We start from the raw sequence: 22947 nt of genomic DNA, 5'->3' as shown, positions 1-22947 counted from the left end.
CGCCCGTGGTGCCTCGCTGAACCACGCCACCCAAGCGGGGCAGGGGGCTTCCCACCATCCCCCACAGAATGCTAAACGGGCGCAACTTCAGAAAGACCCACCCATGCGCACCCCCTACTACGCCCGGCCCCCGGGAGGCATTCCGCCGCAAAACCAGATGCTGTCCGACCGGGCCGTCTTCACCAACGCCTATGTCGTCATCCCCAAGGGGGTGCAGCGCGACATCGTCTATTCCCTGCTGCCCCACTGGCGCGCCGCCAAGTTCTGGATTCTCGCCCGCCCGCTCTCCGGCTTTTCCGAAACCTTCTCCCACTACATCGCCAAGATCGCCCCCACCGGCGGCACCATCCGCAAGGAAGGCGAGGACGGGGTGCAATCGGCGCTCTTTCTCACCCACGGCATTGCCGAGGTCGAGTATGGCGGCAAGATGGTGCGGATGACGCCCGGCAGCTTCGTCTACCTGCCCCCCGGCGCCCGCTGGAGCCTGCGCGTGCGCGGCGAGCGCACCGCCACATTCCACTGGATCCGCAAGCGCTACATCGAGGTCGACGGCATCGCGCCCCCGGCCTTCTTCCACCGCAACGAAAACGACGTTCCCCACGAGAACATGCCCTGCGAGGGCGGCGAGTGGTCCACCACCCGTTTCATCGACCCCGATGACCTCGCCTTCGATTTCCACGTGACCATCGTCAACATCGACCCGGGCATCGCCATCCCCTTCGCCGAAACCCACGTCATGGAGCACGGGCTCTACGTGTTGCAGGGCAAGGGGGTCTACCGGCTCAACTCCGATTGGGTCGAGGTCGAGGCCGGCGATTACATGTGGCTGCGCGCCTTCTGCCCGCAGGCCTGCTACGGCGGCGCGCCCGAGCAGTTCCGCTACCTGCTCTACAAGGACGTGAACCGCCACGCCGCCCTGCCGCCCGTCCCCCGGTTCTGACCAAAGGCCGGGCCTGTCTGGCCCTCCGCCCCCTAGTCGCAATGCGTAGGGCGGGACTTGTCCCGCCCTACGCCCGCCCGCCGCAACGCGTAGGGCGGGACTCGTCCCGCCATCCGTCCGCCCGACGCAACCCGTAGGCCGGGACTCGTCCCGCCACCCGCCCGCGCCTCAGAACACGAGGCTCCGGTGCACCCCCGCCCCGGTCATCGCCCCGTGCCCCACCGCCAGCGCGATCGAATGCGGCTGGCGCGCCGCGTCGCCGCAGCTGAACACCCCCGCCACGCTGGTCTCCCCCATCGCATCCACCGCCAGCACGCCGCCCATCGGCGTCTCCTCCACCCGGCACCCCAGCGCCTCGGGCAGCGGCGAGGCCGGCCAGACCCGGCTGGCCGCAAACAGCCCGGCAAACCGCAGCGCCCGCCCGTCCGCCAAATGCGCCACCGGCCCGGCCTCCAGCCGCGCCAGCGCCGCGCTCTCCACCCGCACGCCCCGCGCCTCCATCGCCGCCACCTGGCCCGCGTCGGGCACAAAGCCGAAGGGCAAGAACGTCACCTCCCCCCACTCGGTGATCAGCTCCGCCATATGCACCACCAGCTCCGAAGAGCCGATCACGCCAATGTCGCCCCGCTCCAGCTCGTAGCCATGGCAATAGGGGCAATGAAACACCTCTCGCCCCCAAAGCGGCTCCAGCCCCTCCACGCCGGGCAGGTCATCGCGCACCCCGACCGCAAAGATCAGCCGCCGCCCCTCCAGCATCCGGCCCCCCGCCAGCTCCACACGAAAGGCATCGCGCGCGCCCGAGGCGCCCACGGCCTCGCCCTCGACCCACTCCAGCGTGCCATAGCGCTCCAACTGCGCCCGCGAAATCTCCAGCAGGCTGCCCGGCGTCGCGCCGTCGCGGGTAAAGAACCCCTGCGCATGGGCCGCCCGCCGGTTGCGCGGACGCCCCGCGTCCACCACCGCCACCCGGCGCCGCGCCCGCAGGAGCTGAAGCGCAGCAGATTGCCCGGCGGAGCCACCGCCGATCACGATCACGTCGAATGTCATGGGTCTATCCTCTTGAAATCCCGGCTGTTCCGCCGGTCCTATGCGCCTCGAACCGGGCGCCAAACTCCGCGGCCAGATCGGCCAGGGTGACCGCGGCAAAGCGCTCCAGCAGCAGCGCCTCGGCGGCGGCAAAGGCCTCGTCCATCACCGCGTTCACCGATTGCTCCACCAGACAGCCCGGCGCCTCGCTCTTGTTGCCAATGGCAAAGACCGTCGGCTCCCCCAGCGCCTCGTGCAGCGCCTTCAGCGTCACGCTGCCCAGCGGCACCGCCATCTCCCAGCCGCCCGCCGCACCCCGCGTGGCCCGCACCAGCCCGGCCTCGCGCAGCAACCCCATCGTGCGCCGCACCACCACCGGGTTCGTGCTCATGCATTTCGCCAGCACCTCAGAGCTCACCGGCCCCTCGTGCTCCGCCATGTGCAACAGCGCATGAAGCACCATCGAAAGCCTGCTGTCGCGTTTCATCACCGCCTCCGCCTAAACGTAACTTTTGATATTACGGTTCGCGTGGCCACGCAAGAGCCTCCGCCCCTTGCCATTCCCCCCGGGCCAGACCACCTTCCGCCCGAACCGCCCCCGTCAACCGGAAGGCCCCCATGCCCACCATCGCGATCAACGGCTTCGGCCGCATCGGACGCACCGTCCTCCGCCAGCTCCTCGCCGGGCGGCCCGGCCTCGAACTGGCGCTCATCAACGACATCGAACCGCTCGACACCTGCGCCTACCTCTTCGCCTACGACTCTGTCTTCGGCCCCTTCCCGGGCGAGGTCACAACCGCCCCCGAGCAGCTTATCGTCAACGGCAGGCCGATCCGCTTCACTGCCACCCCCGATCTCTCCACCCTCGATCTCTCTGGCATCGACGTGGTGCTCGAATGCACCGGGCTGGCGGGCAAGCGCTCCGTGGCAGAGCGCGGGCTGGAGGCCGGGGCAGGGGCGGTGCTGGTCTCCGGCCCCTCCGACGAGGCCGACATCACCGTGGTCATGGGCGCCAACGATGCCGCGCTCTCGGGCCAGCGGATCGTGTCGAACGCCTCCTGCACCACCAACGCCCTCGCGCCGCTGCTCCGCGTGCTTGATGATGCCTTCGGCGTCGAAGCCGGGCAAATGACCACCGTGCACTGCTACACCGGCGCCCAGCCCACCGTGGACGCGCCCCGCAAGGCCCTGGAGCGCTCCCGCGCCGCTGCCCTCTCGATGGTGCCCACCACCACCTCCGCCGCCCGGCTGATCGACCGGGTGCTGCCCGCCCTCGCGGGCCGCATCGAGGCCCGCGCCCTGCGGGTGCCCACCGCCTCCGTTTCCGCAATCGACCTCACCGTCACCACCCGCAGCGCGGCCACCGCCGAGGCGGTCAACGCCGCGCTGGCCGTCGCCCGTGGCCCGATCATCGGCAGCACCGACCAGCCGCTTGTCTCCTCCGATCTGCGCGCCCGCCCCGAGTCCCTCATCCTCGCCCCGCGCGAAACTTCGGTCGCGGGCGGGCTCACCCGCGTCTTCGGCTGGTACGACAACGAATGGGGCTTCTCCGCCCGAATGCTCGACATGGCCGAGCGCATGGGGCGGCGCTAGCACCGGCCCCGGGGAGGCGTTCGGCAGACATCGGGGAACCGGCGGGCCAGCCACCGTCACGCCCCGTTAACGCCTCGCCACTATGTCATCTGATGTATGCACAGGTTGTGCACGGGGTGTGTACGCATTGTGCCACCCAAGTTTTTAGCCTTAACGGCGGCATTTCCCCAGCTTCTGCGCGTCACCGCACAGCCTTCACGCCCCGTCCCCCGGCTCCACCCAAAGCGGCGGATCGAGCATGTATTCCTCAAGGTTCGCGCCCTCTCCGATCCGGTCCAGCACCGCAAACTGCCCCCGCTCCCCCAGCGGCGCCAGCACCCCGTGCCAGGTGCCGCGCAACAGGTTCACCACCTGCCCGGGCTGGCTGACAAAAGCCTGATAATCCATGGGTTTTCCACTCTCATCCCGGGCAACCACCACGATCATCCGCGCCCCCGAAATCGGCATGAAGGCCTGGCTCCCCTCCGGGTGCCGCTCCACCAGGTCCACCCTCAGCGGCCACGCCCGCGCCTGCGCATCGAACACCGAAATCCCGGCCCGCCCGTCGCCAAAATCCAGCCGCGCCCGATCATGAAACCGCCCGCAAAGCCCTGCATTGATTAACCTGTCCGGGCTACCCTCAACCTCGATCACATCCCCGAACGGCGCAAACGCCTGAGACGTAAGGGGTTTTGCCACGATCCGCTGTTCCATGCCGGCCTCTTTCTGCCCTGTCCGGCAGCAAGTAAACCGCGCCATTCGCGCAGATTGAAGGGTTATTTCCCCCGCCCCGCCTGCTAGGCTCGGGCCAGCGAGAGCGAAACCACCAGAAAGGATGCAGCCCATGGCGGGATACCTCACAACCCACGTGCTCGACACCGCCCTTGGCCTGCCCGCCGAGGGCATGGTGGTCATGCTGTTCCGCATCGACGGCAGCACCCGGGAGGGGCTGGTGCAGGTCGTGACCAACGAAGATGGCCGCACCGACACGCCGATCCTGCCGAAAGAGGATTTTAAAACAGGGGTTTACGAGCTTGTCTTTCACGCCGGGCACTATCTGCGGGCAACAATGCAGGGCGATGAAAGCACCCGGTTTCTCGACGAGGTGCCGATCCGCTTCACCATGAGCGAAGAGATGCACTACCACGTGCCGCTCCTGCTCTCGCCCTACAGTTATTCCACATATCGCGGCAGCTAGCCCTTGACCTTCCAGTGACTGGAACCCCTATCTAAGGCACCGGGCGATCCCCGCCCCGGAGCCAGAACGATGCGAGACACCCCCACCGCCGAAGCCCGCCTCAGCGTCGCCGGCATGACCTGCGGCAAATGTGTCGCCCGCGTCGAGGCGGCGCTTCTGGCCACGTCCGGCGTCGTCTCCGCCGAGGTCACGCGCACCCCGGGCGAGGCGCTAACCCATTACGATCCCTCGCAAACTTCGCCTTCAGCCCTGGCCGAGGCGATCACCCAGGCTGGCTACTCGGCCACCCCCGAGGAACGCCACGAAGAGGCGGCCCCCGCACCCGTCGCGCCCGCCGAAGAGGCCCCCAAGCCCGCAGGCCAGAGCACCACGCTCACCATCGAGGGGATGCACTGCGCCTCCTGCGTCTCTCGGGTCGAATCCGCCTTTTCAGCCGTGCCCGGCGTCTCCTCCGCCAGCGTCAACCTCGCCACCCGCCGCGCCACCGTCCATCACAGCGGTCTCGCCCCGGATCTGCTTGAAAAGGCGTCAAAATCTGCCGGTTATCCGGCCCATGCCGATGCCCATGATCATGCCGTCGGCCCCGCCGACACCGGCGATGAAACCCGCGAGATGGCCCGCCTCACCCTCATCGCGGCCCTGCTGACCGCGCCCGTCTTCCTCATCGAGATGGGCGGCCATCTCTACCCGCCGCTGCACCATTGGATCACGGCCACCCTCGGCGTAACCCCTTGGCGCATCGTGCAATTCCTGCTCACCACGGCGGTTCTCGCCGGGCCGGGAAGGCTGTTTTTCACCTCCGGCATCCCCGCCCTGCTGCGCCGCGCGCCCGAGATGAACGCCCTCGTCGCCCTCGGGGCAGGGGCGGCATGGGCCTATTCCACCCTCGCCACCTTCGCCCCCGGCCTGCTGCCCGAGGGCGCAAACCACGTCTATTTCGAGGCCGCCGCCGTCATCACCACCCTCATCCTTCTGGGCCGCACGCTGGAGGCCCGCGCCCGTGGCCGCGCCGGTGCCGCCCTGCGCGGGCTGATGGCGCTCACCCCGGAGACCGCCCCGGTGCAGACCCCCCAAGGCCTTGAAAACACGCCCGTCTCCCAACTTGCCCCCGGCGATCTCCTTCACCTCGCACCCGGCGCGCGCGTGGCGGTCGACGGGGTGGTGACAGAGGGCGAAGGCTGGCTCGACGAGGCCATGGTCACCGGCGAGGCTCGCCCCGTCGCCAAAGCGCCCGGCAGCCCGCTCACCGGCGGCACCCTCAACGGCAACACAGCGCTCACCTACCGCGCCACCGCCACCGGCGCCGACACCGTGCTGGCCCGCATCGCCGCGCAGGTCGAGCAGGCGCAGGCCACCAAGCTCCCGCTCCAGCGTGTGATCGACCGCGTCACCGCCATCTTCGTCCCCGCCGTGCTGCTCGTCGCCGCCCTCACCGTGGCCGCATGGCTGCTCACCACCGGCAACCTCGCCAGTGCCCTCGTCGCCGGGGTCTCGGTGCTCATCATCGCCTGCCCCTGCGCCATGGGCCTCGCCACCCCGGTCTCGATCCTCGTGGCCACGGGCCGCGCCGCCGAGCTGGGGGTGATCTTCCGCCAGGGCGCCGCGCTCGAGCAGCTCGGAGGCCTTAAAACACTGGCCTTCGACAAGACCGGCACCCTCACCGAAGGCCACCCCGCCCTCACCGCCGTCCTGCCCTCCGGCATCGACAGGGCCGAGGCTCTCCGTCTCGCGGCCTCCGCCGAGGCCCGCTCCGAGCATCCGCTCGCCAAGGCCCTCGTGATGGCCGCCGAGGCCGAGGGCCTCACCCTTGCCCCGGCGACCGACATGGCCGCCCAACCCGGCTACGGCCTCACCGCCACCGTCGAGGGCAAGGCGCTGACAATAGGCGGAAAACGCGCGATGGAGGCTGCCAATGTCGCCATCCCGCCCGAGCTGGAGCAGGCCCGTGACAGCGCCGAGGCACAGGCCCAAACCGCCTTCTTCCTCGCCGCCGACGGCAAGGCCCTCGCGCTCTTCACCGTCTCCGACCCGATCAAACCCGATGCCGCCCCGGCCCTGAAATCCCTCAAGGCCCATGGCCTTTCCCTCGTGCTCCTCTCCGGCGATGCCCCCCGCGTGGCCCAGGCCGTGGCCCGCGATCTCGGCATCGACGCGCCCGAGGGCGGCCTCCTGCCCGAAGACAAGCTCGCCCGCATCGAAGCCCTCAAATCCGCCGGTCCGGTCGGCTTCGTCGGAGACGGCATCAACGACGCACCCGCCCTCGCTGCGGCCGATGTCGGCCTCGCCATCGGCACCGGCACCGATGTCGCCGTCGAGGCCGCCGACGTGGTGCTGCTCTCCGGGCGGCTCGAAGGGCTGACAGCCGCCCATGACATCTCCCGCAAGGCCATGGCCAACATCCGCCAGAACCTCGCCTGGGCTTTTGGCTACAACGTGCTGCTCATTCCCGTGGCGGCCGGGGTGCTGGTGCCCTTCGGCGGCCCGCAGCTCTCGCCCATGCTGGCGGCGGGCGCCATGGCGCTCTCGTCGCTCGCCGTCATCGCCAATGCACTTCGCCTCAGGAGGGCCGCCGCATGAACATCTCCCAAGCCGCCGCCCGCGCTGGCCTGCCGCCCAAGACCATCCGCTATTACGAAGAGATCGGCCTCGTCGCCCCCCGGCGCGATTCCAACGGCTACCGCAGCTTCACCGAGAGCCACATCCACAAGCTCCACTTTCTCGCCCGCGCCCGGGGCCTCGGCTTCTCGATCGAAGATTGCCGCACCCTTCTGGCGCTCTACAACGACAGTGCCCGCGCCTCGGCAGACGTGAAGGCGGTGGCCGAAGAGCATCTCGGGCAGATCGAGGCAAAGATCGTGGAGCTGACCGCCATGCGCGACACGCTCACCGAGCTGGTCCACGCCTGCGCCGGCGACAACCGCCCCGATTGCCCTATTCTCAAGGGGTTGGAGCAGTAGGGCGCGGGCCTACTCGGCCGCCGCTTCCGCCAGCCGCATCGGCAGCGGAACCCCGGCCAGCGCCGCCTGATACCAGTCCCGGATCGCGGCGCGCTCCTGCGGCTCCATGAAGCTCACATTCGCCGGCGGCATGGCCTCGCTCATCCCGGCCTGAAGGTAGATCTGCCGCGCCGCGCGCAGAATGTCGGGCCGGGTTTCAAGGAACAGGTGCTTGGGCGCATAGGGTACGCCCTCGTAGCTGGTCTCGCGGGCGTGGCACATTGAGCAACGCCCCATGACGATGCTCTCCACCGCCTCATACCCCTCCGCCGCGGCCAGCATTTCCTGCCGCGATGTCAGCGCCGCCGCCTCGGCCTCCTCGTAGCTGTCCTGATCGAACCCGGCGGTCGAGAGCCACATCACGATCACGAAGAGCATCGCCGTCACCGCCCAGCACCACCACGGCCAGGGCTTGCCCATGTGCTTGGTGTTGAAGAAATGCCGGATCGTGACCCCCATCAAAAAGACCAGCCCGGCGATGATCCACGCGTGTTCGGTGGCAAAGGCCAGCGGGTAGTGGTTGGAGAGCATCAGGAACAGCACTGGCAGGGTGAGGTAATTGTTGTGGGTCGAACGCAGCTTGGCGATCTTGCCGTATTTGGCATCCGGCGTACGGCCTGCCTTGAGATCGGCCACCACGATCCGCTGGTTGGGCATGATGATGAAGAACACGTTGGCGGTCATGATCGTGGCGGTGAAGGCCCCGAGATGCAGCATCATCGCCCGCCCGGTGAAGATCTGGCTGTAGCCCCAGCCCATCGCCATCAGCAGGCAGAACAGCAGCACCATCAGCAGGGTAGGGCGGGTGGCGAGGCCGGATTTGCACAGAAAATCATAGACCAGCCAGCCGATCGTCAGCGAGCCTGCCGAAATCAGGATGGCCTGCCAGGGCGCAAGATCGGCCTTGGCCGCGTCGATCAGGTAAAGCTCCGCCCCGACCCAGTAGACAATCGCCAACAGCGCCGCCCCCGACAGCCAGGTGGTGTAGCTCTGCCATTTGAACCACACGAGATGATCGGGAAGTTCGCGCGGCGCCACGGTGTATTTCTTCATCTGGTAGAAGCCGCCGCCATGCACCTGCCATTCCTCGCCCGCCACACCCTCACGCCGGTCGGTCGAGGGGCGCAGGCCTAGGTCGAGCGCGATGAAGTAGAAGCTGTCTCCGATCCACGCGATGGCGGCGATGACATGGAGCCAGCGGACGGCAAAGCCGAGCCAGTCCCAGATGGTGGCCAGATCACTCATGCTGTGTCCTGATAATGTCCCGTTTTGTCTCACCGTAACGGGCCAGCAGGGCTTGTCCACGGGCAAGCCGCACCCGACGACCACCGCAACCGGGCAATTGCCGAAAAATCAGGCGGTTTTCAGTAGGGCAGGCCCACGTAGTTCTCGGCCAGCACTTTTTGCGCCGCGTCGTTGTCCTGCAGAAACGCCAGCTCGGTGCGCTGGATGCGCAGGTCGAAGCCGCTCTGGTCGGGAAAGCGGTGCAGCAGGCTCGTCATCCACCAAGAGAACCGCTCGGCCTTCCAGACCCGCGCCAGCGCCTTTTCGGAGTAGCGCTCCAGCCCCTCGCCGTCCTTCTCCTCGTAGAACTGGAGCAGCGCATGGTAGAGGTAATGGATATCCGAGGCCGCCGTGTTCAGCCCCTTGGCGCCCGTTGGGGGCACGATGTGGGCCGCATCGCCGCACAGAAACAGCCGCCCCCAGCGCATCGGCTCGCAGACAAAACTGCGCAGCGGCGCGATCGACTTCTCGATCGAGGGGCCGGTGACGAGGTTGGCGGCATGGCGCGAGGGAATGCGGCGCTTCAGCTCCTCCCAGAACCGGTCATCCGACCAGTCTTCGGGGCGGTCGGTCAGCGGGCATTGCACGTAGTAGCGTGACAGATGTTCGTTGCGCAGCGAACAGAGGGCAAAACCCTGCTCCGAGTTGGCATAGATCAGCTCGTCATGCACCGGCGGCGTTTCCGAGAGGATGCCGAGCCAGCCGAACGGATAGGTTTTCTCGTATTCCCGCCGCACGCTGTCGGGGATCTGCTTGCGCGACACTCCGTGAAAGCCGTCGCAGCCGGCGACGTAATCGCAGTCGAGCCGCTGTGTTAACCCGTCCTTCACGAAGGTCACATAGGGTTTGTCCGTGTCGAGGTCGTGGGGCATCACCTCATCGGCTTCAGTTATCACCCGGCCGGGGTCCTGCTCGGTGGCATCGTAGAGGTCTCGCGTTACCTCGGTCTGGCCGTAGACGACAACAGGTGTGCCGGCGTGGCGGCGGAAGTCGATTGAAAATTCTTCTTCGCCACACGAAAAGGTTGTGCCGTCATGGATGATGCACTCCTGGTCCATCCGCTCGGCCACGCCCGCTTCGCGCATGAGGTTCACAAAGCCGGCTTCCAGAATGCCGGCGCGGATGCGGCCCAGCACATAGTCGCGCGAGCGGCGCTCAAGCACCACGCTGGCAATGCCGCGCTTGTGCAGAAGTTGCGAGAGTAGCAGGCCGGAGGGCCCGCCGCCGATGATGGCAACCTGGGTGCGCACGTTCTTTCCTCCCTGTTCGCCCTCTCATTCTGGTGCGAAACCGGGCCGGACCGAATGGACGGCTCGTGGGAAAACTTGTATATTTCGAACATGAGCGCAAACCCGAACCATGGCCCGCAACCGGGCGGCGGCATTTCCAACTACAACCTCTTCGGCGAAACCGCCGAAATGGCCGACGTGGTGCATTGCGAAACCATCGCCGCCCGGTCGGTTCAGCACGACTGGCAGCTTTCGCCCCACCGCCATGCGCGGTTGCATCAGGTGCTGGTTCTCACCTCCGGCGGCGGCGTGGCGCGGATCGAAAACGAAGACCTGCCGCTGGGCCCTTCGGTGGCGGTCAACATGCCGGCGGGCGCGGTGCACGGCTTCCAGTTCGACCCCGGCACCGAGGGCTGGGTGCTGACCCTGCCCGCCGATCTCGTCGACCAGATCCTGCGCCCGGCCGAGGGCCTGTGGTCGGAACTGCGCCAGCCCCGGGTGGAGCCGGGGGCAAAGGCACTCGTTGCGCCGATGAAGCTGCTGTTTGCCGAATATGAAGACCGAAGCTACGCCCGTGCGCAGATGCTCCGCATGCTGACCGGGCAGATCCTCGCCCTGCTGGCACGCCACCTCGCCAGCCCGTCGGGGGCAGGTAAGGGGGCGCAGCATCCGCTGTTCCGCAGGCTCGAGGCCCTGATCGAGGCGCGGTTTGCCGAGCGCCTCTCTGTCACCGAAGTCGCCCGCGCCCTTGCCGTCAGCCCGCAACACCTCAGCCGTGTCGCCCGAGAGGCCACCGGCCAGCCGGTGAGCGCCCTCATCGCCGCCCGCAGCCATCGAGAGGCCCGGCGCCTTCTGACCTACACCAACCTCGCCATCCAGCAGGTGGCCTTCCGGCTTGGCTATGCCGACCCGGCGCATTTCTCAAGGGTTTTCGCCCGCGAGTCCGGCGTCAGCCCGAGGGCCTTCCGGGCAGCGATGGAAGCCCCGTGAGCTAAACGTTATTGCGCTTTGTCAAAGCTTTAGCGCCAGCCCCGGCGACAGCACATCAATCCCGAGCGCCCGGCCGACGGCGTAGTTCGTCAGCCGTCCGGCATGGGTGTTGAGCCCTGCCAGCAGGTGCTCATCCGCGTCGCAGGCGACCTTCCAGCCGTTGTTTGCCAGCGCGATGACAAAGGGCAGCGTCGCGTTGCCGAGCGCGATGGTCGAAGTGCGCGGCACTGCGCCGGGCATATTGGCCACGCAGTAATGCACGATGCCGTCGACCTCGTAGATCGGCTCTTCATGCGTGGTGGCTCTGGAGGTTTCAAAGCAGCCGCCCTGGTCGATCGCCACGTCCACCAACACCGCGCCGGGCTTCATGCCCGAAAGCTGCGCCCGGCTCACCAGCTTGGGCGCCGCCGCGCCGGGGATGAGCACCGCGCCAACCACCATGTCGGCATGCGCCACCAGTTCCGCCGTGGTGGCCGCGCTCGCGTAACGGGTTGAGAACTCTCCACGAAATGCGTCGTCGAGGTAGCGCAGGCGGGGCAGGGCACGGTCGAGCACGGTCACTTGCGCGCCCATCCCCGAGGCAACCCGCGCGGCCTGCGTGCCGACCACGCCGCCGCCGATCACCACCACCTCCGCCGGTCCCACACCCGGCACCCCGCCCATCAACACGCCGCGCCCGCCATTGGCCTTTTGCAGCGCCCATGCGCCCACTTGCGGCGCGAGCTTTCCGGCCACTTCGCTCATCGGGGCAAGCAGCGGAAGGCCGCCAACGCGGTCCGTGACGGTCTCGTAGGCGATGGCGGTCACACCGCTTTCGAGCAGGTCTTTCGTCTGCTCGGGGTCGGGGGCGAGGTGAAGATAGGTGAAGAGAATCTGGCCCTCGCGCAGCATTTTCCGCTCCGCCGCCTGCGGCTCCTTCACCTTCACCACCATCTCGGCCTCGGCAAAGACCTGCTCCGCGCTCTGCACGATCCGCGCCCCGGCGGCCTCGTAATCTGCATCGCCAAACCCGGCCCCCGCCCCGGCGCCGGCCTGCACCAGCACCTCATGGCCGTATACCACGGCCTCCTGTGCGGCCGCCGGGGTCAGCCCCACGCGGTACTCCTGTGCCTTGATCTCGCTCGGGCATCCGATCTTCATCATGGTCCTCCCTTTCCTGCGCGAAGTCTCGCATGCGCCGGTCGCAATCGCTTTGACTTTTGGGCCATCGGGCGCCAGCCTGACGCCCGTTCTCAAGCGCCGTGCATGGCTTTGACGGGAGATTTTTGCGTGGAGACGGAAATCGACGAAACCGACCGCCGGATACTCGCCGCCCTCCAGCGCCGGGGTCGGATGACTTCGGCAGAGCTGGCGGAGGCGGTCAATCTCTCTCCTTCGGCCTGCCATCGCCGGGTTCAGCGGCTGGAAAAGGCCAAGGTGATCCGCGACTACGTTGCCCTGCTCGACGCCCGCAAACTGGGCCTCGCCACCACCGTCTTCGTAGAGATCAAGCTGGCCGGGCAGACCGATGACATCCTCGATGCCTTCGAAAAGGCCGTTGCCCGGGTGCCCGCAGTGCTGGAATGCCACCTGCTGGGCGGCGCGGCGGATTACCTGCTGAAGGTGGTGGCCGAAGACACCGAGGATTTCGCCCGCATCCACCGCCAGTATCTTGCCCGGTTACCCGGCGTGCAGGGCATGCAGTCGAGCTTTGCCCTGCGCACCGTGTTCAAGACCACGGCCCTGCCGACCTGAGATCTTTCCGTTTCGATTGAGGAGATTGAGCGGAATCGCCCCGCTGTTTTCGTCATCACGCCCCATTGCCGCCACAGGTTTGTATCACAACCGGCAACAATGAGGGGCAGTGTAAGGGGCGATCCATGGGTGGCCTGAAACGTTCATTCGCCGTCGTGGCGTGGCCATTCCTGTTGGCAGGAGTCGGGGCCTTTGGTCTTGGCGGATGGGTGTTGCTGGAAGAGCTTCGGAGCAGCCGTGCGATCGAGGCCGTGGCCAAAGCGTCGCAACCCGAGGCCGTCGCCGTGGAGGCCTTCGATCCCGCAACGGATGTGCACGCCCTTGGCGAGGTCCACGTGATCGGCCAGCTCGATCTTTCCATGCAGTACGACCTCGTCGCGCCGGGCGATGGTGCGGGAGACTACGTCGGCGTGATGATCCCGCTCTACGCCCGCGAGGCCGCCGACACGCGCGGCCCGGCGCTGGGTGTGCTGCTCTATGATCAGGGTCCGAACGGCGGCACCATCGGCGATACCGAGGTGAACACCCTGATCGCGCAGATCGAGGGAGAAGGGGCGGTTGGCCCCTATATTTCCGTCGCGGGCCGGGCCGTTGGTGCCGGTCGGTATCAGGGCCTCGTCTTCGATGCATTTGCCGAAAACGAACGCCAGATCGCCGAGAGCTTCCTGACGATTGCACCCTTCCGCGCCGGACGTGTGGCCGACCTGACGGCAGGGCCGAACCTTCAGCAACCCATGATCTACGGCATGGGCGGCACAATCGCCGTGCTGCTCGCGCTCATCGGGTTTTCCGCCGGCCGCAAGCTCAGGGCGAGCGAGGCGATGGAGGCGAAAGCCGAGGGCGGCGAGGCCCTCGTGCCGGTGGATGTCGATGACATCTTCGGCGGCGCAGATGCGGGCGGCGCACTGGACACTGGCCACGTTATGATCCCTGCCTACGGGCCCGAAATGGCCGATGGCTCCACCGGAACCGCCCTGATGCGGGACGTTCTCGCACTCGGGCGACACTCCGACGAGGCCAGCATCTATTCGGCCAAGCGCGACGGCATCGACGATTTTGCCGCGCTCGACAGCGGCGGCCTCAAGCGCCCGCTGCCCGGGCGGGCCGTGTCCGCGGCGGTCGCCGGCCCCAAGCCTGTGAAGAAGGCGAGCCCGCTGGCCGCCAAGCAGGACCCGACCCAGGCCGCCGACATCATGGCTGCCGTTCAGGCCGAGGTGTCCGCCCCGGTCTCCACGGCCCCCGGCACCACCGACGCGGGCGATATCTTTGCGGCAATCGAGGCCGCGGTTCGGACGCAGGCGCCGGAGGCAAAGCCCCTTGCCCCCATCAGCCCGGCCGTTGCCGCGGCGCAGAACCCGTTCGGGAAGTGACAGGCCTACCCGGGCATCCCTGACGGAACACGCCGTGTGAGGCTCAGAAGTCGGCGGTCACGCCGGGAAGCCGGAGGTTGGTGATCAGGTCGCGCAACTCCTGGCGGGCCGCGACATTGGAGATGTTGAGCCGCTCCACCCCCACATCACCGAGGTCCAGCAGGGTCAGCCCGCGCGGGAAGAGCTCGCGGAAGATCACCCGCTCGCTGAACCCCGCCGCCGCCCGAAAGCCGATACGGCGGGAGAGCTTTTCCAGCGCATCGCCCATCTTCTTCTTGTTGTGCATCGCCTGCGGCCCGAGCCGGTTGCGCACCACCAGCCAGTCGATCGGCTGCAACCCGGCCTGGGCCCGCACCTGCCGCGCCGACCAGACCATTTCGGAATAGACCGAGGGGCCGAGGATCTTGCCGGAAGCCGGGTCGATCCGGGCCAGCAGGTCGAAGTCGACGAAGCTGTCGTTGAGCGGGGTCACCAGCGTATCGGCCAGCGAATGGGCCACCTGGCTCAGGCGGGTGTGGGAGCCGGGGCAGTCGATGAGGATGAAATCCATCTCGCCCTCCAGCCCGGCCACCGCCGCCGACAGCCTGCGATCATAGATGTTCTCACCGGCTTCCAGGCTGGCCTGATCCACCTGCGGCAACTCCTGAAAGTTGGGCCCGGCAAGGGTGATGCCCTGCGAGTCGGCAAAGACGCGGCGATTGTCGAGATAGCGGGCAAAGCTGCGCTGCCGCAGGTCGAGGTCGAGCGCCCCCACCTTCCAACCCATGCGGGCCAAGGCGGTGGATATATGCATGGAGGTCGTCGACTTGCCCGACCCGCCCTTCTCGTTGCCGACGACGATGATATGCGCCATGGCCCTTGCCCTTCTGGTTGCGCTTGCTGCGCAGCCGCTGCCCCATTCTTGATTGGTGCGCACCATATATTGAGGTTCCGGGCGGGAAAAGTGCCCTTGGGCTCATGGCGCTCAGAAATCCGTCTTCCGCGAGCGTCGCCTGTTTTGATTGACTTAGGGTAAAGACTCGCCCGAAGGTTGATCTGCGGGCTGCACGTTCGGGCTCGTCGGACCGAAAACACCGAGGAGGTGCCCGCCATGATGAGTTACACCGCAACCACGAAGAAGCCCTCCAAGTACCGTGGCCGGATATCGGCAGAGTCCACGGTGAGTTCGGCCAAGCCCGAAGATCTCGTGTTGCTGGTGCGCGGCACGGGGATGCACCGCGTCACCGCCGTACAGAAAGCCATGAGCGCCAATGGAGATGAACCCGACGAAGACACCCCGGCGCCCGACGAAAGCGCTGTCGTCAGCCAGGTCGGAGGCTCGCAGTCGGGCGTTACCCGCACGAAGCTGCCGGAGTACACCACCCGCGTCGACATTGCCGAGAACTTCGCCAAGGGCGCGATCCTCTGCATTGCCGTGCGCCGGAAGTACCTGACCAAGGGGTCTGGCACCGAGGGCGGGTGGGCCGTTCTGGGCACGGCGCCGGTCGAAGGGGTCGATTACGAGGTCTATGGCTCGGCCAATGCGCCGCGCCTGCCCGACGCGGACTGAGCCGCACTGACCAACGTGCAAGCACGCGCCAGAGTTTTTGGCGCGCTGCCTTTTGCCATCCTCCGCCTATCACGCGATGGTGTTGGCTTTTGGGCTTTCGCCTCTGTATACTTCGCTTCAGAAGGCCGCCAATAGAGCGGCTCCTATCGGGCTGCTCCTGCGTGGAGCGACATACAAGAGGCGGGAACGTAGGCACATGGGTTCCGAAACAGCTGCTATGGCGCAGGAGATAGATTTCTCCCTGCTCGCGCTTTTCATGCGCGCAACTCTGACCGTGAAAGTGGTGATGATCATGCTGATCATCGCGTCGTTCTGGTCGTGGAAGATCATTATCGAGAAGGCGCTGATGTACCGCGCCCGGCGCTCCGAGGCGGGCAGCTTCGACCGGGCGTTCTGGTCCGGCGAGCCGCTCGACGAGCTGTTCGACCAGATCGGCACCGAGCCAAAGGGCGCGAGCCAGAAGATCTTTGCCTCCGGCATGATCGAATGGCGGCGTTCGCACCGCGAGGACGGGGCGCTGATTGCCGGGGCGCAGGCCCGGATCGACCGCTCGATGGACGTGGCCATCGCCAAGGAGACCGACAAGCTCAATCAGGGCCTGCCATTTCTGGCCACCGTGGGTTCGACGGCCCCCTTTGTCGGTCTGTTCGGCACGGTCTGGGGCATCAAGAACGCTTTCGAGGAAATCGCCGTGTCGCGCTCCACCGACCTTTCGGTCGTGGCGCCGGGCATCGCCGAGGCGCTTGTGGCCACGGGCCTCGGCCTGCTGGCGGCCATCCCGGCGGTGATCTTCTACAACAAGCTGTCGTCTGACAGCGACCGCATCGCCGGCAACTACGAGAGCTTTGCCGACGAATTCGCCACCATCCTCTCGCGCCAGTTGGACAGCTGAGATGGGCGCGGGCGTCATCAACACCGGCGGCGGTAACCGCAAGCGGCGCTCACGCGGGCGCGGTCGCGCGGCCGCGATGAGCGAGATCAACGTCACGCCCTTCGTCGACGTGATGCTGGTGCTGCTCATCATCTTCATGGTCGCCGCGCCGCTACTGACCGTGGGCGTACCGATCCAGCTGCCCGAAACGGCGGCGCAGGCGCTGCCGTCCGAGCAGGAGGAGCCGCTGACCATCACGCTCACCGCCGAGGGTGAAACCCTCATTCAGACCACGCCGGTCGAGGAAGCTGCGCTTGTGACCCGCCTCCGTGCGATCGCTGCCGAACGCGGCGACGACAAGGTGTTCCTGCGCGCCGACGGCACCATTCCCTACGAGCGCGTGATGCGGATCATGGGGGCGCTCAACGCTGGCGGTTTCGGCAACATCGGCCTGGTGACAGACACCGGCGGACCCACGCTCGACGGGTCGGACGGGTAGGGGGCGGACGTGCCCGAGAAACTCGACAAAAGCACCATCATTTCCGGCGCGGGCCATCTTGGCCTGATCGGCTGGGCGTTGATCGGTGGCGTCCTCCATTGGGAGACGCCGCCCGAAACCGTGACCAATGTCAGCATGATCTCGGGTGCGGACTATGCCGCGCTGGTGTCCAACGCGACCGATCCCGCCACCCCCGGCCCCGAAGTGCCCGATGCCCCCGAAACGCCGGAGCCGCCGGAGGTTGCCGAGCCGGAGACCCCGGAGCCCCCCACGCCCGAGACCGAGCCGCAGCCTTCCGAGGCTCCTCCGCCCCGTGCAGCCGAAGTGGCCCCAGATGAGGCGCCCGATACGTCTGCATTGGAGCCGTTGCCCGAAGCGGAGGTGACCGAAACCGCGCCACCCGCCCCCGAGGCTCCCTCGACCACGCCGGATGAGGCCCCCGGCGCCAGCCTCGTGCTCGACAACTCCAAACGCCCCAAGGAGCGCCCCGCGCAGCGTGTGGCCCCGACCCCCGCCCAGCCTCCCGAGCCCGATGCGGCGGTGGACACCGAGGTCACGGAGGCCGCCGAGCCGACACCCGCCGAGGAGCCCGCGCAGGAGGCGCAGGAAACCGCCGCGCCCGAAGCCGCGAACACCGAGATCGTCACCGAGGCCGATGAGCCCTCGGGCGGCGAGGTGGTGGCGCTGGCCCCCACCGGCTCGCCCCGGCCCAAGAGCCGGCCGGCCCGCCGCGAGCCGCAGGCCGAGCCCGCCCGCGCCGAAACATCGACGGATACCTCCGATGCCATCGCGGATGCCGTGGCCGACGCGGTGAGCCAGGGGCAATCGGCCTCGGAGCCGTCCAACACGCCGCCCGCGCGCAGCGGTCCGCCGATGACAGCTGGCGAGAAGGATGCGCTGCGGGTTTCGGTGCAGCAATGCTGGAACGTGGGCAGCCTGTCGACCGATGCCCTGCGCGTGACAGTCACCGTGCTTGTGGCGATGAACGAGAACGGCACGCCCGACAACGGCTCGATCCGCATGATCGATTCCGAGGGCGGATCGGGTGACGCCGTGCGTCAGGCCTTCGAGGCCGCGCGCCGGGCGATCATCCGCTGCGGCGCACGGGGCTTCCCGCTGCCGGCCGAGAAATACGGCGAGTGGGCCGAGATCGAGATGGTCTTCAACCCGGAGAGGATGCGGATCAAATGATGCTGCGTCCCGACACCGTGCCGCCCGCCGCCCTCGCCACGCTTGCTGGGCTGTGCCTTGCCTCCGGAGCAAACGGGCGGGATGGCGCGAGGCGTTCTGCGTCGTGCCCCGCCGAGACGAGTGAGGCCATTCGCCAGTCGGGAGCCGCAGCGAGCCGAGCGATCCTGCGGTGTCAGGGGGCGGGGTATGATCTTCCACTTCCAACCTTGGCGCACCATCGAGATGACATTCAGGCTGCCAACCGAGGCGACAGACGGAAATTAGCCAGCGGGAAGCTGCCGATATTGGATAACAGAGGCCATTAGGGCTTCATTGAAGTAAAGATGCGGGGAATGAGAGCGGTATGAAGACTTTGACACAGATTCTGGCAGGCCTTGTCCTTGCCCTGAGCCCGGCCCTTGCCGCCATGCCTGCCGTGGCGCAAGACGGACCGCTGCGGATCGAGATCACCGAAGGCGTGATCGAGCCGCTGCCCTTTGCCATTCCGGTGTTTATCGCCGAGAACGCGGCGGCGCAGGAATATGCGGCACAGCTGAGCCAGGTGGTCGCCGCCGATCTCGCGGGCACCGGGCTGTTCCGGCAGATCCCGCGCGATGCCTTCATCTCCAACGTCACCAACTTTGACGCGCCGGTGCAATATGCCGACTGGAAGGCGATCAACGCGCAGGCGCTGATCACCGGCGCCGTTTCGGTGGCCGAGGGCGGGCGGGTGAACGTGAAGTTCCGCCTGTTCGACGTATTCTCAGAAGCGCCGCTGGGCGACGGGCTGCAATTGGGGGGCACCACCACGAGCTGGCGCCGGATTGCCCATAAGGTGGCCGATCAGGTTTATTCCCGCATCACCGGCGAGGGCGGCTATTTCGACAGCCGCGTGGTTTTCGTGCACGAGGAAGGCCCCAAGAATGCGCGGCAGAAGCGCCTCGCCGTGATGGATTACGACGGCGCCAACGTTCAGTACCTCACCGACAGCGCCTCCATCGTTCTGGCCCCGCGTTTCTCGCCCACCGGCGACCGGGTGATCTACACCAGCTACGAAACCGGCTTTCCCAAGATCTACATGATGGACGTCGGCACCGTGCAGCGCCGCATCCTCGACGATCAGCCCGGCACCATGACCTTTGCACCGCGTTTCGCCCCTGATGGGCAGACCGTGGTGTTCTCGCTCGAGCGGGGTGGCAATTCCGATATCTACACGCTCATCCCGGGCGGCACGGCCCGCCAGCTCACCAATGCGCCCTCGATCGAGACTGCGCCGAGCTACTCGCCCGACGGCAGCCAGATCGTGTTCGAGTCCGATCGCTCGGGTAACCAACAGCTCTACAAGATGCCCGCCTCGGGTGGCGAGCCGACCCGCATCAGCTTTGGCGAGGGCCGCTATGGCACGCCGGTCTGGTCGCCCCGTGGGGATCTGGTTGCCTTCACCAAGCAACATCAGGGCCGCTTCCACATTGGCGTGATGCGCACCGATGGCTCGGAAGAGCGCCTTCTGACGGCAAGTTTCCTTGATGAAGGCCCCACCTGGAGCCCCAATGGCCGGGTCATCATGTTTACCCGCTCAGGCAGCGGAGCCGGGGGCGAGAGCGCGCTTTACTCGGTGGATATCTCGGGGCGGAACCTCAAGAAGGTGCCCACCCCCGGTGCCGCCAGCGACCCGGCCTGGTCGCCGCTTCTGCCGTGAGCCGACGCGCTCGGGCGAAGTAACACAGATGTTTCCCAACCCCCGCGCGGGGTGGTATAGAGAACGCCAAGGAAAGCGCCCGCCACAGGGCGCACCATGAGAGAGAGGCAGTCGAGATGAAGAAGATCCTCGTGAAATCCGGGCTGATCGCCCTGGCCGTGGCCGTCTCGGCCTGTACCGACCCGGGCCGCTTTGGCGCCGGTGGCGCCGGTGGCGACGGCACCGTGGGGGCTGACACCTATGCCGCCGGCGGCGCGTCCAATCCCAATTCGCCCGAGTATTTCTCGCAGCGTGTGGGCGACCGGGTGCTCTTCGCGGTTGACCAGTCCACCCTGTCGCCCGAGGCGCAGCAGACCCTGACGGCGCAGGCCCAGTGGCTGAACACAAACAGTTCCTACTCGGCCATCGTGGAAGGCCACGCCGACGAGCAGGGCACCCGCGAGTACAACCTCGCGCTCGGCGCACGCCGCGCCAACGCGGTGCAGGAATACCTTGTTTCGCAAGGGGTTGCCGGCGCACGTCTGAAAACCGTGAGCTACGGCAAGGAGCGCCCGCTCGAGGTCTGCTCCACCGAGGTCTGCTATTCCAAGAACCGTCGCTCGGTGACGGTTCTTTCCGCGGGCGCGGGGTTCTGATCCGATGATCCGGGGTGCGCTCCTTGCTTCGCTTGTTGCTTTCTCGGGGTCGCTGGCCGGTGGCTCCGCGGTTGCGCAGGATGCCCAGACGCTGGCCGATATCCGACAGGAGCTGGCCACGGTCTTTGTTTCCATGCAGGAACTCAAGCGCGAGCTTTCCACCACGCAGGGCGCATCCACCGGTGCCGTGGCAGGCTCTGTCCTTGACCGGGTGAACGCGATCGAGGCGCAGCTTCAGGCGCTGACTTCCCGCACCGAGGAAATGCAGAACCGGATCGACCGGGTCGTGGCCGATGGCACCAACCGCGTCGGGGATCTCGAGTTCCGGGTCTGCGAAATCGAGCCGGGCTGCGACTTTGGCGAGATTGGCGATACCCTGCCCATCGGCGGCACCGCTCCCGCGACCAGCGGTGGTGGTGGAGGCCAGGCCGTAATCACCCCTGATACTGGAAACGGGGGCAACGGCGGTGGCACCACCGCGCCCTCCAATGGCCCTGCGATGGCCGTGGCCGAGCAGGCCGATTTCGACCGGGCGAAGGCGGCCCTCGACTCCGGTAGCTTTCAAAGCGCCGTTGACCTCTTTGCGGCCTTTACCCAATCCTACCCGGGTGGCCCGCTGACGAGCGCTGCCCATTTCTGGCGTGGCGAAGCGCTCTACGAGCTCTCCAAGGTGCCCGAAGCGGCGCGGGCCTTCCTCGAGAGCTACTCGTCCGACCCGCAGGGGCCGATGGCTGCGGATGCGCTCTACAAGTTGGGCACGTCTCTGGCCGATCTGGGCCAGAACCCCGAGGCCTGCACGACTTTGGGTGAAGTGCAGGTGCGCTTTCCCGACAGCGACGTGGCCTTCGATGCCGGGGCCGCCCGCCGCACCATCGGGTGCAGTTGAGCTGCGCAGCTCAAGCCTCTGAAGCCTACGCCCGCCTCTTCGGAAGCGCCCTTCCCGAGCGCATTGGCGTTGCCCTGTCCGGCGGGGGAGACAGCACGGCCCTGCTGCTGCTGACCCGTGAGGCGCTGCCGGGGGTCAAGCTCTTTGCTGCCACCGTCGACCACCGCTTGCGCGAAGAGTCCGCAACCGAGGCGGCGCAGGCCGGTGCGCTTTGCCAGTCGCTTGATATCCCCCATGAAATCCTTCCGTGGGAAGGCTGGGCCGGCGAGGGAAACCTGCAGGACGCGGCCCGTTCGGCCCGGCGTTCGCTGCTGTCTGACTGGGCCGAGCGCCACCAGATCTCCCATGTCGCCCTTGGCCACACGCGCGAAGACCAGGCCGAGACCGTGTTGCTCCGTCTTGCCCGTGGCTCGGGGGTGGATGGGCTGGCAGCAATGGCACCGGTTCGGATGGGGCAGGGGGTGCATTGGCTGCGACCACTGCTCGATATCGGCCGAGAGGCGCTGCGCGACTACCTGCGCCAAAAGGATGTGGCCTGGGTCGATGATCCCTCGAACGATGATGAGCGATTTGACCGGGTGAAGGCCCGGTCCATGGCCAACGAGCTTGCACACCTCGGGCTGACCCCGGATCGGCTGGTGCGCACGGCAGCGCAGATGGCCATGGCCCGCGATGCGCTCAACGATGGGGCGGCGGCGTATCTGGGGCGGGCTCGGGTCGACAGGGGGGATGTGCTGATGCCCAACCCCCATCAGTTTCCCACCCCCAGAGAGCTGCTGCTGCGCGCCTTTGCCCATGCCCTGTGCTGGGTGTCGTCCGCGGTCTACCGCCCGCGCTATGAATCGCTGACCGGGCTGCTCGACGGAATGGAAGAGGGCAAGGCCGCCACCCTCCATGGCTGCCGGATCACCAGTGAAGGCACCGTCTGGCGGGTGGCGCGGGAATATGCCGCCGTGTCGCAACTGGCGACGCCGCCCGCCGCGCTTTGGGACAAGCGCTGGCAATTCCACGGCCCAACCCCGCCGAGCGGGACTCACTTGGCCGCGCTGGGCGCTGTCGGCCTTGCCGAATGCGAAAACTGGCGGGATAGCGGGCTGCCCCGTGCCTCCCTCATGGCATCGCCTGCGCTGTGGCAGGGGGAGCGTCTGCTGTCTGCGCCGCTGGCAGGGCGGCCCGAGGGCTGGACCGCGCGGCTTTGTCACGGGGCAGAACACCTTGTTTCCTCCCTCCGGCACGATTGAACCCCGGAAGAAAACCCCTATGTTGTGAGCTGAACCGCGCCCGCGCGGGTTTTTTACT

Annotated in this window: 23 protein-coding genes; 16 read left to right on the top strand and 7 right to left on the bottom strand. The window is 67.3% G+C overall.

Annotated features, from left to right (window positions below; genetic code table 11):
- Window positions 1-103 precede the first annotated feature (103 nt).
- On the top strand, window positions 104-940 hold the full coding sequence (locus GTH22_RS10605) for a bifunctional allantoicase/(S)-ureidoglycine aminohydrolase (protein ID WP_252945162.1): 837 nt from the start codon (window positions 104-106) through the stop codon (window positions 938-940).
- A 168-nt stretch (window positions 941-1108) separates the two neighbouring features.
- On the opposite strand, the gene GTH22_RS10600 is transcribed toward GTH22_RS10605, so the two are convergent.
- A complete protein-coding gene (locus GTH22_RS10600) occupies window positions 1109-1987 on the bottom strand; it encodes an NAD(P)/FAD-dependent oxidoreductase (protein ID WP_252945161.1) in 879 nt (292 codons plus the stop codon).
- A 4-nt stretch (window positions 1988-1991) separates the two neighbouring features.
- Window positions 1992-2453 (bottom strand): Rrf2 family transcriptional regulator, encoded by a 462-nt coding sequence (locus GTH22_RS10595; RefSeq protein WP_252945160.1) that lies wholly within the window; start codon window positions 2451-2453, stop codon window positions 1992-1994.
- 131 nt (window positions 2454-2584) lie between these two features.
- Here GTH22_RS10595 and GTH22_RS10590 point away from each other — a divergent pair, with 131 nt between their 5' ends.
- A complete protein-coding gene (locus GTH22_RS10590; protein ID WP_252945159.1) occupies window positions 2585-3559 on the top strand; it encodes a type I glyceraldehyde-3-phosphate dehydrogenase in 975 nt (324 codons plus the stop codon).
- A 195-nt stretch (window positions 3560-3754) separates the two neighbouring features.
- Here GTH22_RS10590 and GTH22_RS10585 read toward each other — a convergent pair whose 3' ends face one another.
- The gene (locus GTH22_RS10585) at window positions 3755-4252 is read right to left on the bottom strand and encodes an ureidoglycolate lyase (RefSeq protein ID WP_252945158.1); all 498 of its coding nucleotides are present in this window, start codon (window positions 4250-4252) and stop codon (window positions 3755-3757) included.
- Between the two features lie 130 nt (window positions 4253-4382).
- Here GTH22_RS10585 and uraH point away from each other — a divergent pair, with 130 nt between their 5' ends.
- From uraH to cueR, 3 genes are all read left to right on the top strand, one after another.
- Window positions 4383-4736 carry a hydroxyisourate hydrolase gene (gene uraH, locus GTH22_RS10580; protein WP_252945157.1) on the top strand — a complete coding sequence of 118 codons (354 nt, stop codon included), beginning with the start codon at window positions 4383-4385 and terminating at the stop codon, window positions 4734-4736.
- Window positions 4737-4805: 69 nt separating this feature from the next.
- On the top strand, window positions 4806-7313 hold the full coding sequence (locus GTH22_RS10575) for a heavy metal translocating P-type ATPase (protein ID WP_252945156.1): 2508 nt from the start codon (window positions 4806-4808) through the stop codon (window positions 7311-7313).
- Complete coding sequence (gene cueR, locus GTH22_RS10570; protein ID WP_252945155.1) at window positions 7310-7693, top strand: Cu(I)-responsive transcriptional regulator; 384 nt, start codon at window positions 7310-7312, stop codon at window positions 7691-7693. Before GTH22_RS10575 ends, cueR begins: the two co-directional genes overlap by 4 nt.
- 9 nt (window positions 7694-7702) lie before the next feature.
- Here cueR and GTH22_RS10565 read toward each other — a convergent pair whose 3' ends face one another.
- Both GTH22_RS10565 and pobA read right to left on the bottom strand, forming a co-directional pair.
- Window positions 7703-8977 (bottom strand): urate hydroxylase PuuD, encoded by a 1275-nt coding sequence (locus GTH22_RS10565; protein WP_252945154.1) that lies wholly within the window; start codon window positions 8975-8977, stop codon window positions 7703-7705.
- A gap of 119 nt (window positions 8978-9096) precedes the next feature.
- Window positions 9097-10266, bottom strand: a complete 1170-nt coding sequence (gene pobA / locus GTH22_RS10560; protein WP_252945153.1) for a 4-hydroxybenzoate 3-monooxygenase — start codon at window positions 10264-10266, stop codon at window positions 9097-9099.
- A 90-nt stretch (window positions 10267-10356) separates the two neighbouring features.
- On the opposite strand from pobA, the gene GTH22_RS10555 reads away from it, so the two are divergent.
- Window positions 10357-11235 (top strand): helix-turn-helix domain-containing protein, encoded by an 879-nt coding sequence (locus GTH22_RS10555; RefSeq protein WP_252945152.1) that lies wholly within the window; start codon window positions 10357-10359, stop codon window positions 11233-11235.
- 21 nt (window positions 11236-11256) lie between these two features.
- Here GTH22_RS10555 and ald read toward each other — a convergent pair whose 3' ends face one another.
- Complete coding sequence (gene ald, locus GTH22_RS10550; protein ID WP_252945151.1) at window positions 11257-12375, bottom strand: alanine dehydrogenase; 1119 nt, start codon at window positions 12373-12375, stop codon at window positions 11257-11259.
- Window positions 12376-12504: 129 nt separating this feature from the next.
- Between ald and GTH22_RS10545 the strand changes: the two genes are divergently transcribed.
- Together GTH22_RS10545 and GTH22_RS10540 are read left to right on the top strand one after the other, a co-directional pair.
- A complete protein-coding gene (locus GTH22_RS10545; RefSeq protein ID WP_371928340.1) occupies window positions 12505-12969 on the top strand; it encodes an Lrp/AsnC family transcriptional regulator in 465 nt (154 codons plus the stop codon).
- Window positions 12970-13094: 125 nt separating this feature from the next.
- Window positions 13095-14339, top strand: a complete 1245-nt coding sequence (locus tag GTH22_RS10540) for a hypothetical protein (protein ID WP_252945150.1) — start codon at window positions 13095-13097, stop codon at window positions 14337-14339.
- A gap of 43 nt (window positions 14340-14382) precedes the next feature.
- Here the strand turns inward: GTH22_RS10540 and GTH22_RS10535 are convergent, their stop codons facing one another.
- Window positions 14383-15192 carry a division plane positioning ATPase MipZ gene (locus GTH22_RS10535; protein WP_252945149.1) on the bottom strand — a complete coding sequence of 270 codons (810 nt, stop codon included), beginning with the start codon at window positions 15190-15192 and terminating at the stop codon, window positions 14383-14385.
- A gap of 237 nt (window positions 15193-15429) precedes the next feature.
- On the opposite strand from GTH22_RS10535, the gene GTH22_RS10530 reads away from it, so the two are divergent.
- The 8 genes from GTH22_RS10530 to tilS all read left to right on the top strand — a co-directional run bounded on the left by GTH22_RS10530 (window position 15430) and on the right by tilS (window position 22889).
- Window positions 15430-15888 carry a DUF4765 family protein gene (locus GTH22_RS10530; protein WP_252945148.1) on the top strand — a complete coding sequence of 153 codons (459 nt, stop codon included), beginning with the start codon at window positions 15430-15432 and terminating at the stop codon, window positions 15886-15888.
- A 196-nt stretch (window positions 15889-16084) separates the two neighbouring features.
- On the top strand, window positions 16085-16780 hold the full coding sequence (tolQ, locus tag GTH22_RS10525) for a protein TolQ (protein WP_252945147.1): 696 nt from the start codon (window positions 16085-16087) through the stop codon (window positions 16778-16780).
- A gap of 1 nt (window position 16781) precedes the next feature.
- A complete protein-coding gene (tolR, locus tag GTH22_RS10520; protein ID WP_252945146.1) occupies window positions 16782-17258 on the top strand; it encodes a protein TolR in 477 nt (158 codons plus the stop codon).
- Between the two features lie 9 nt (window positions 17259-17267).
- The gene (locus tag GTH22_RS10515) at window positions 17268-18449 is read left to right on the top strand and encodes a hypothetical protein (protein ID WP_252945145.1); all 1182 of its coding nucleotides are present in this window, start codon (window positions 17268-17270) and stop codon (window positions 18447-18449) included.
- A gap of 343 nt (window positions 18450-18792) precedes the next feature.
- Complete coding sequence (tolB, locus tag GTH22_RS10510) at window positions 18793-20127, top strand: Tol-Pal system beta propeller repeat protein TolB (RefSeq protein WP_252945144.1); 1335 nt, start codon at window positions 18793-18795, stop codon at window positions 20125-20127.
- A 116-nt stretch (window positions 20128-20243) separates the two neighbouring features.
- Window positions 20244-20762, top strand: coding sequence for a peptidoglycan-associated lipoprotein Pal (gene pal, locus GTH22_RS10505; protein WP_252945143.1), 519 nt, complete (start codon window positions 20244-20246; stop codon window positions 20760-20762).
- Between the two features lie 4 nt (window positions 20763-20766).
- Window positions 20767-21648, top strand: coding sequence for a tol-pal system protein YbgF (ybgF, locus tag GTH22_RS10500; protein ID WP_252945142.1), 882 nt, complete (start codon window positions 20767-20769; stop codon window positions 21646-21648).
- Window positions 21645-22889, top strand: a complete 1245-nt coding sequence (gene tilS, locus GTH22_RS10495) for a tRNA lysidine(34) synthetase TilS (RefSeq protein ID WP_252945141.1) — start codon at window positions 21645-21647, stop codon at window positions 22887-22889. Before ybgF ends, tilS begins: the two co-directional genes overlap by 4 nt.
- Window positions 22890-22947 lie beyond the last annotated feature (58 nt).

The sequence above is a fragment of the Oceanicola sp. 502str15 genome (genome assembly GCF_024105635.1).
Classification (GTDB): domain Bacteria; phylum Pseudomonadota; class Alphaproteobacteria; order Rhodobacterales; family Rhodobacteraceae; genus Vannielia.
This window is presented reverse-complemented; position numbering and strand designations above follow the sequence as displayed.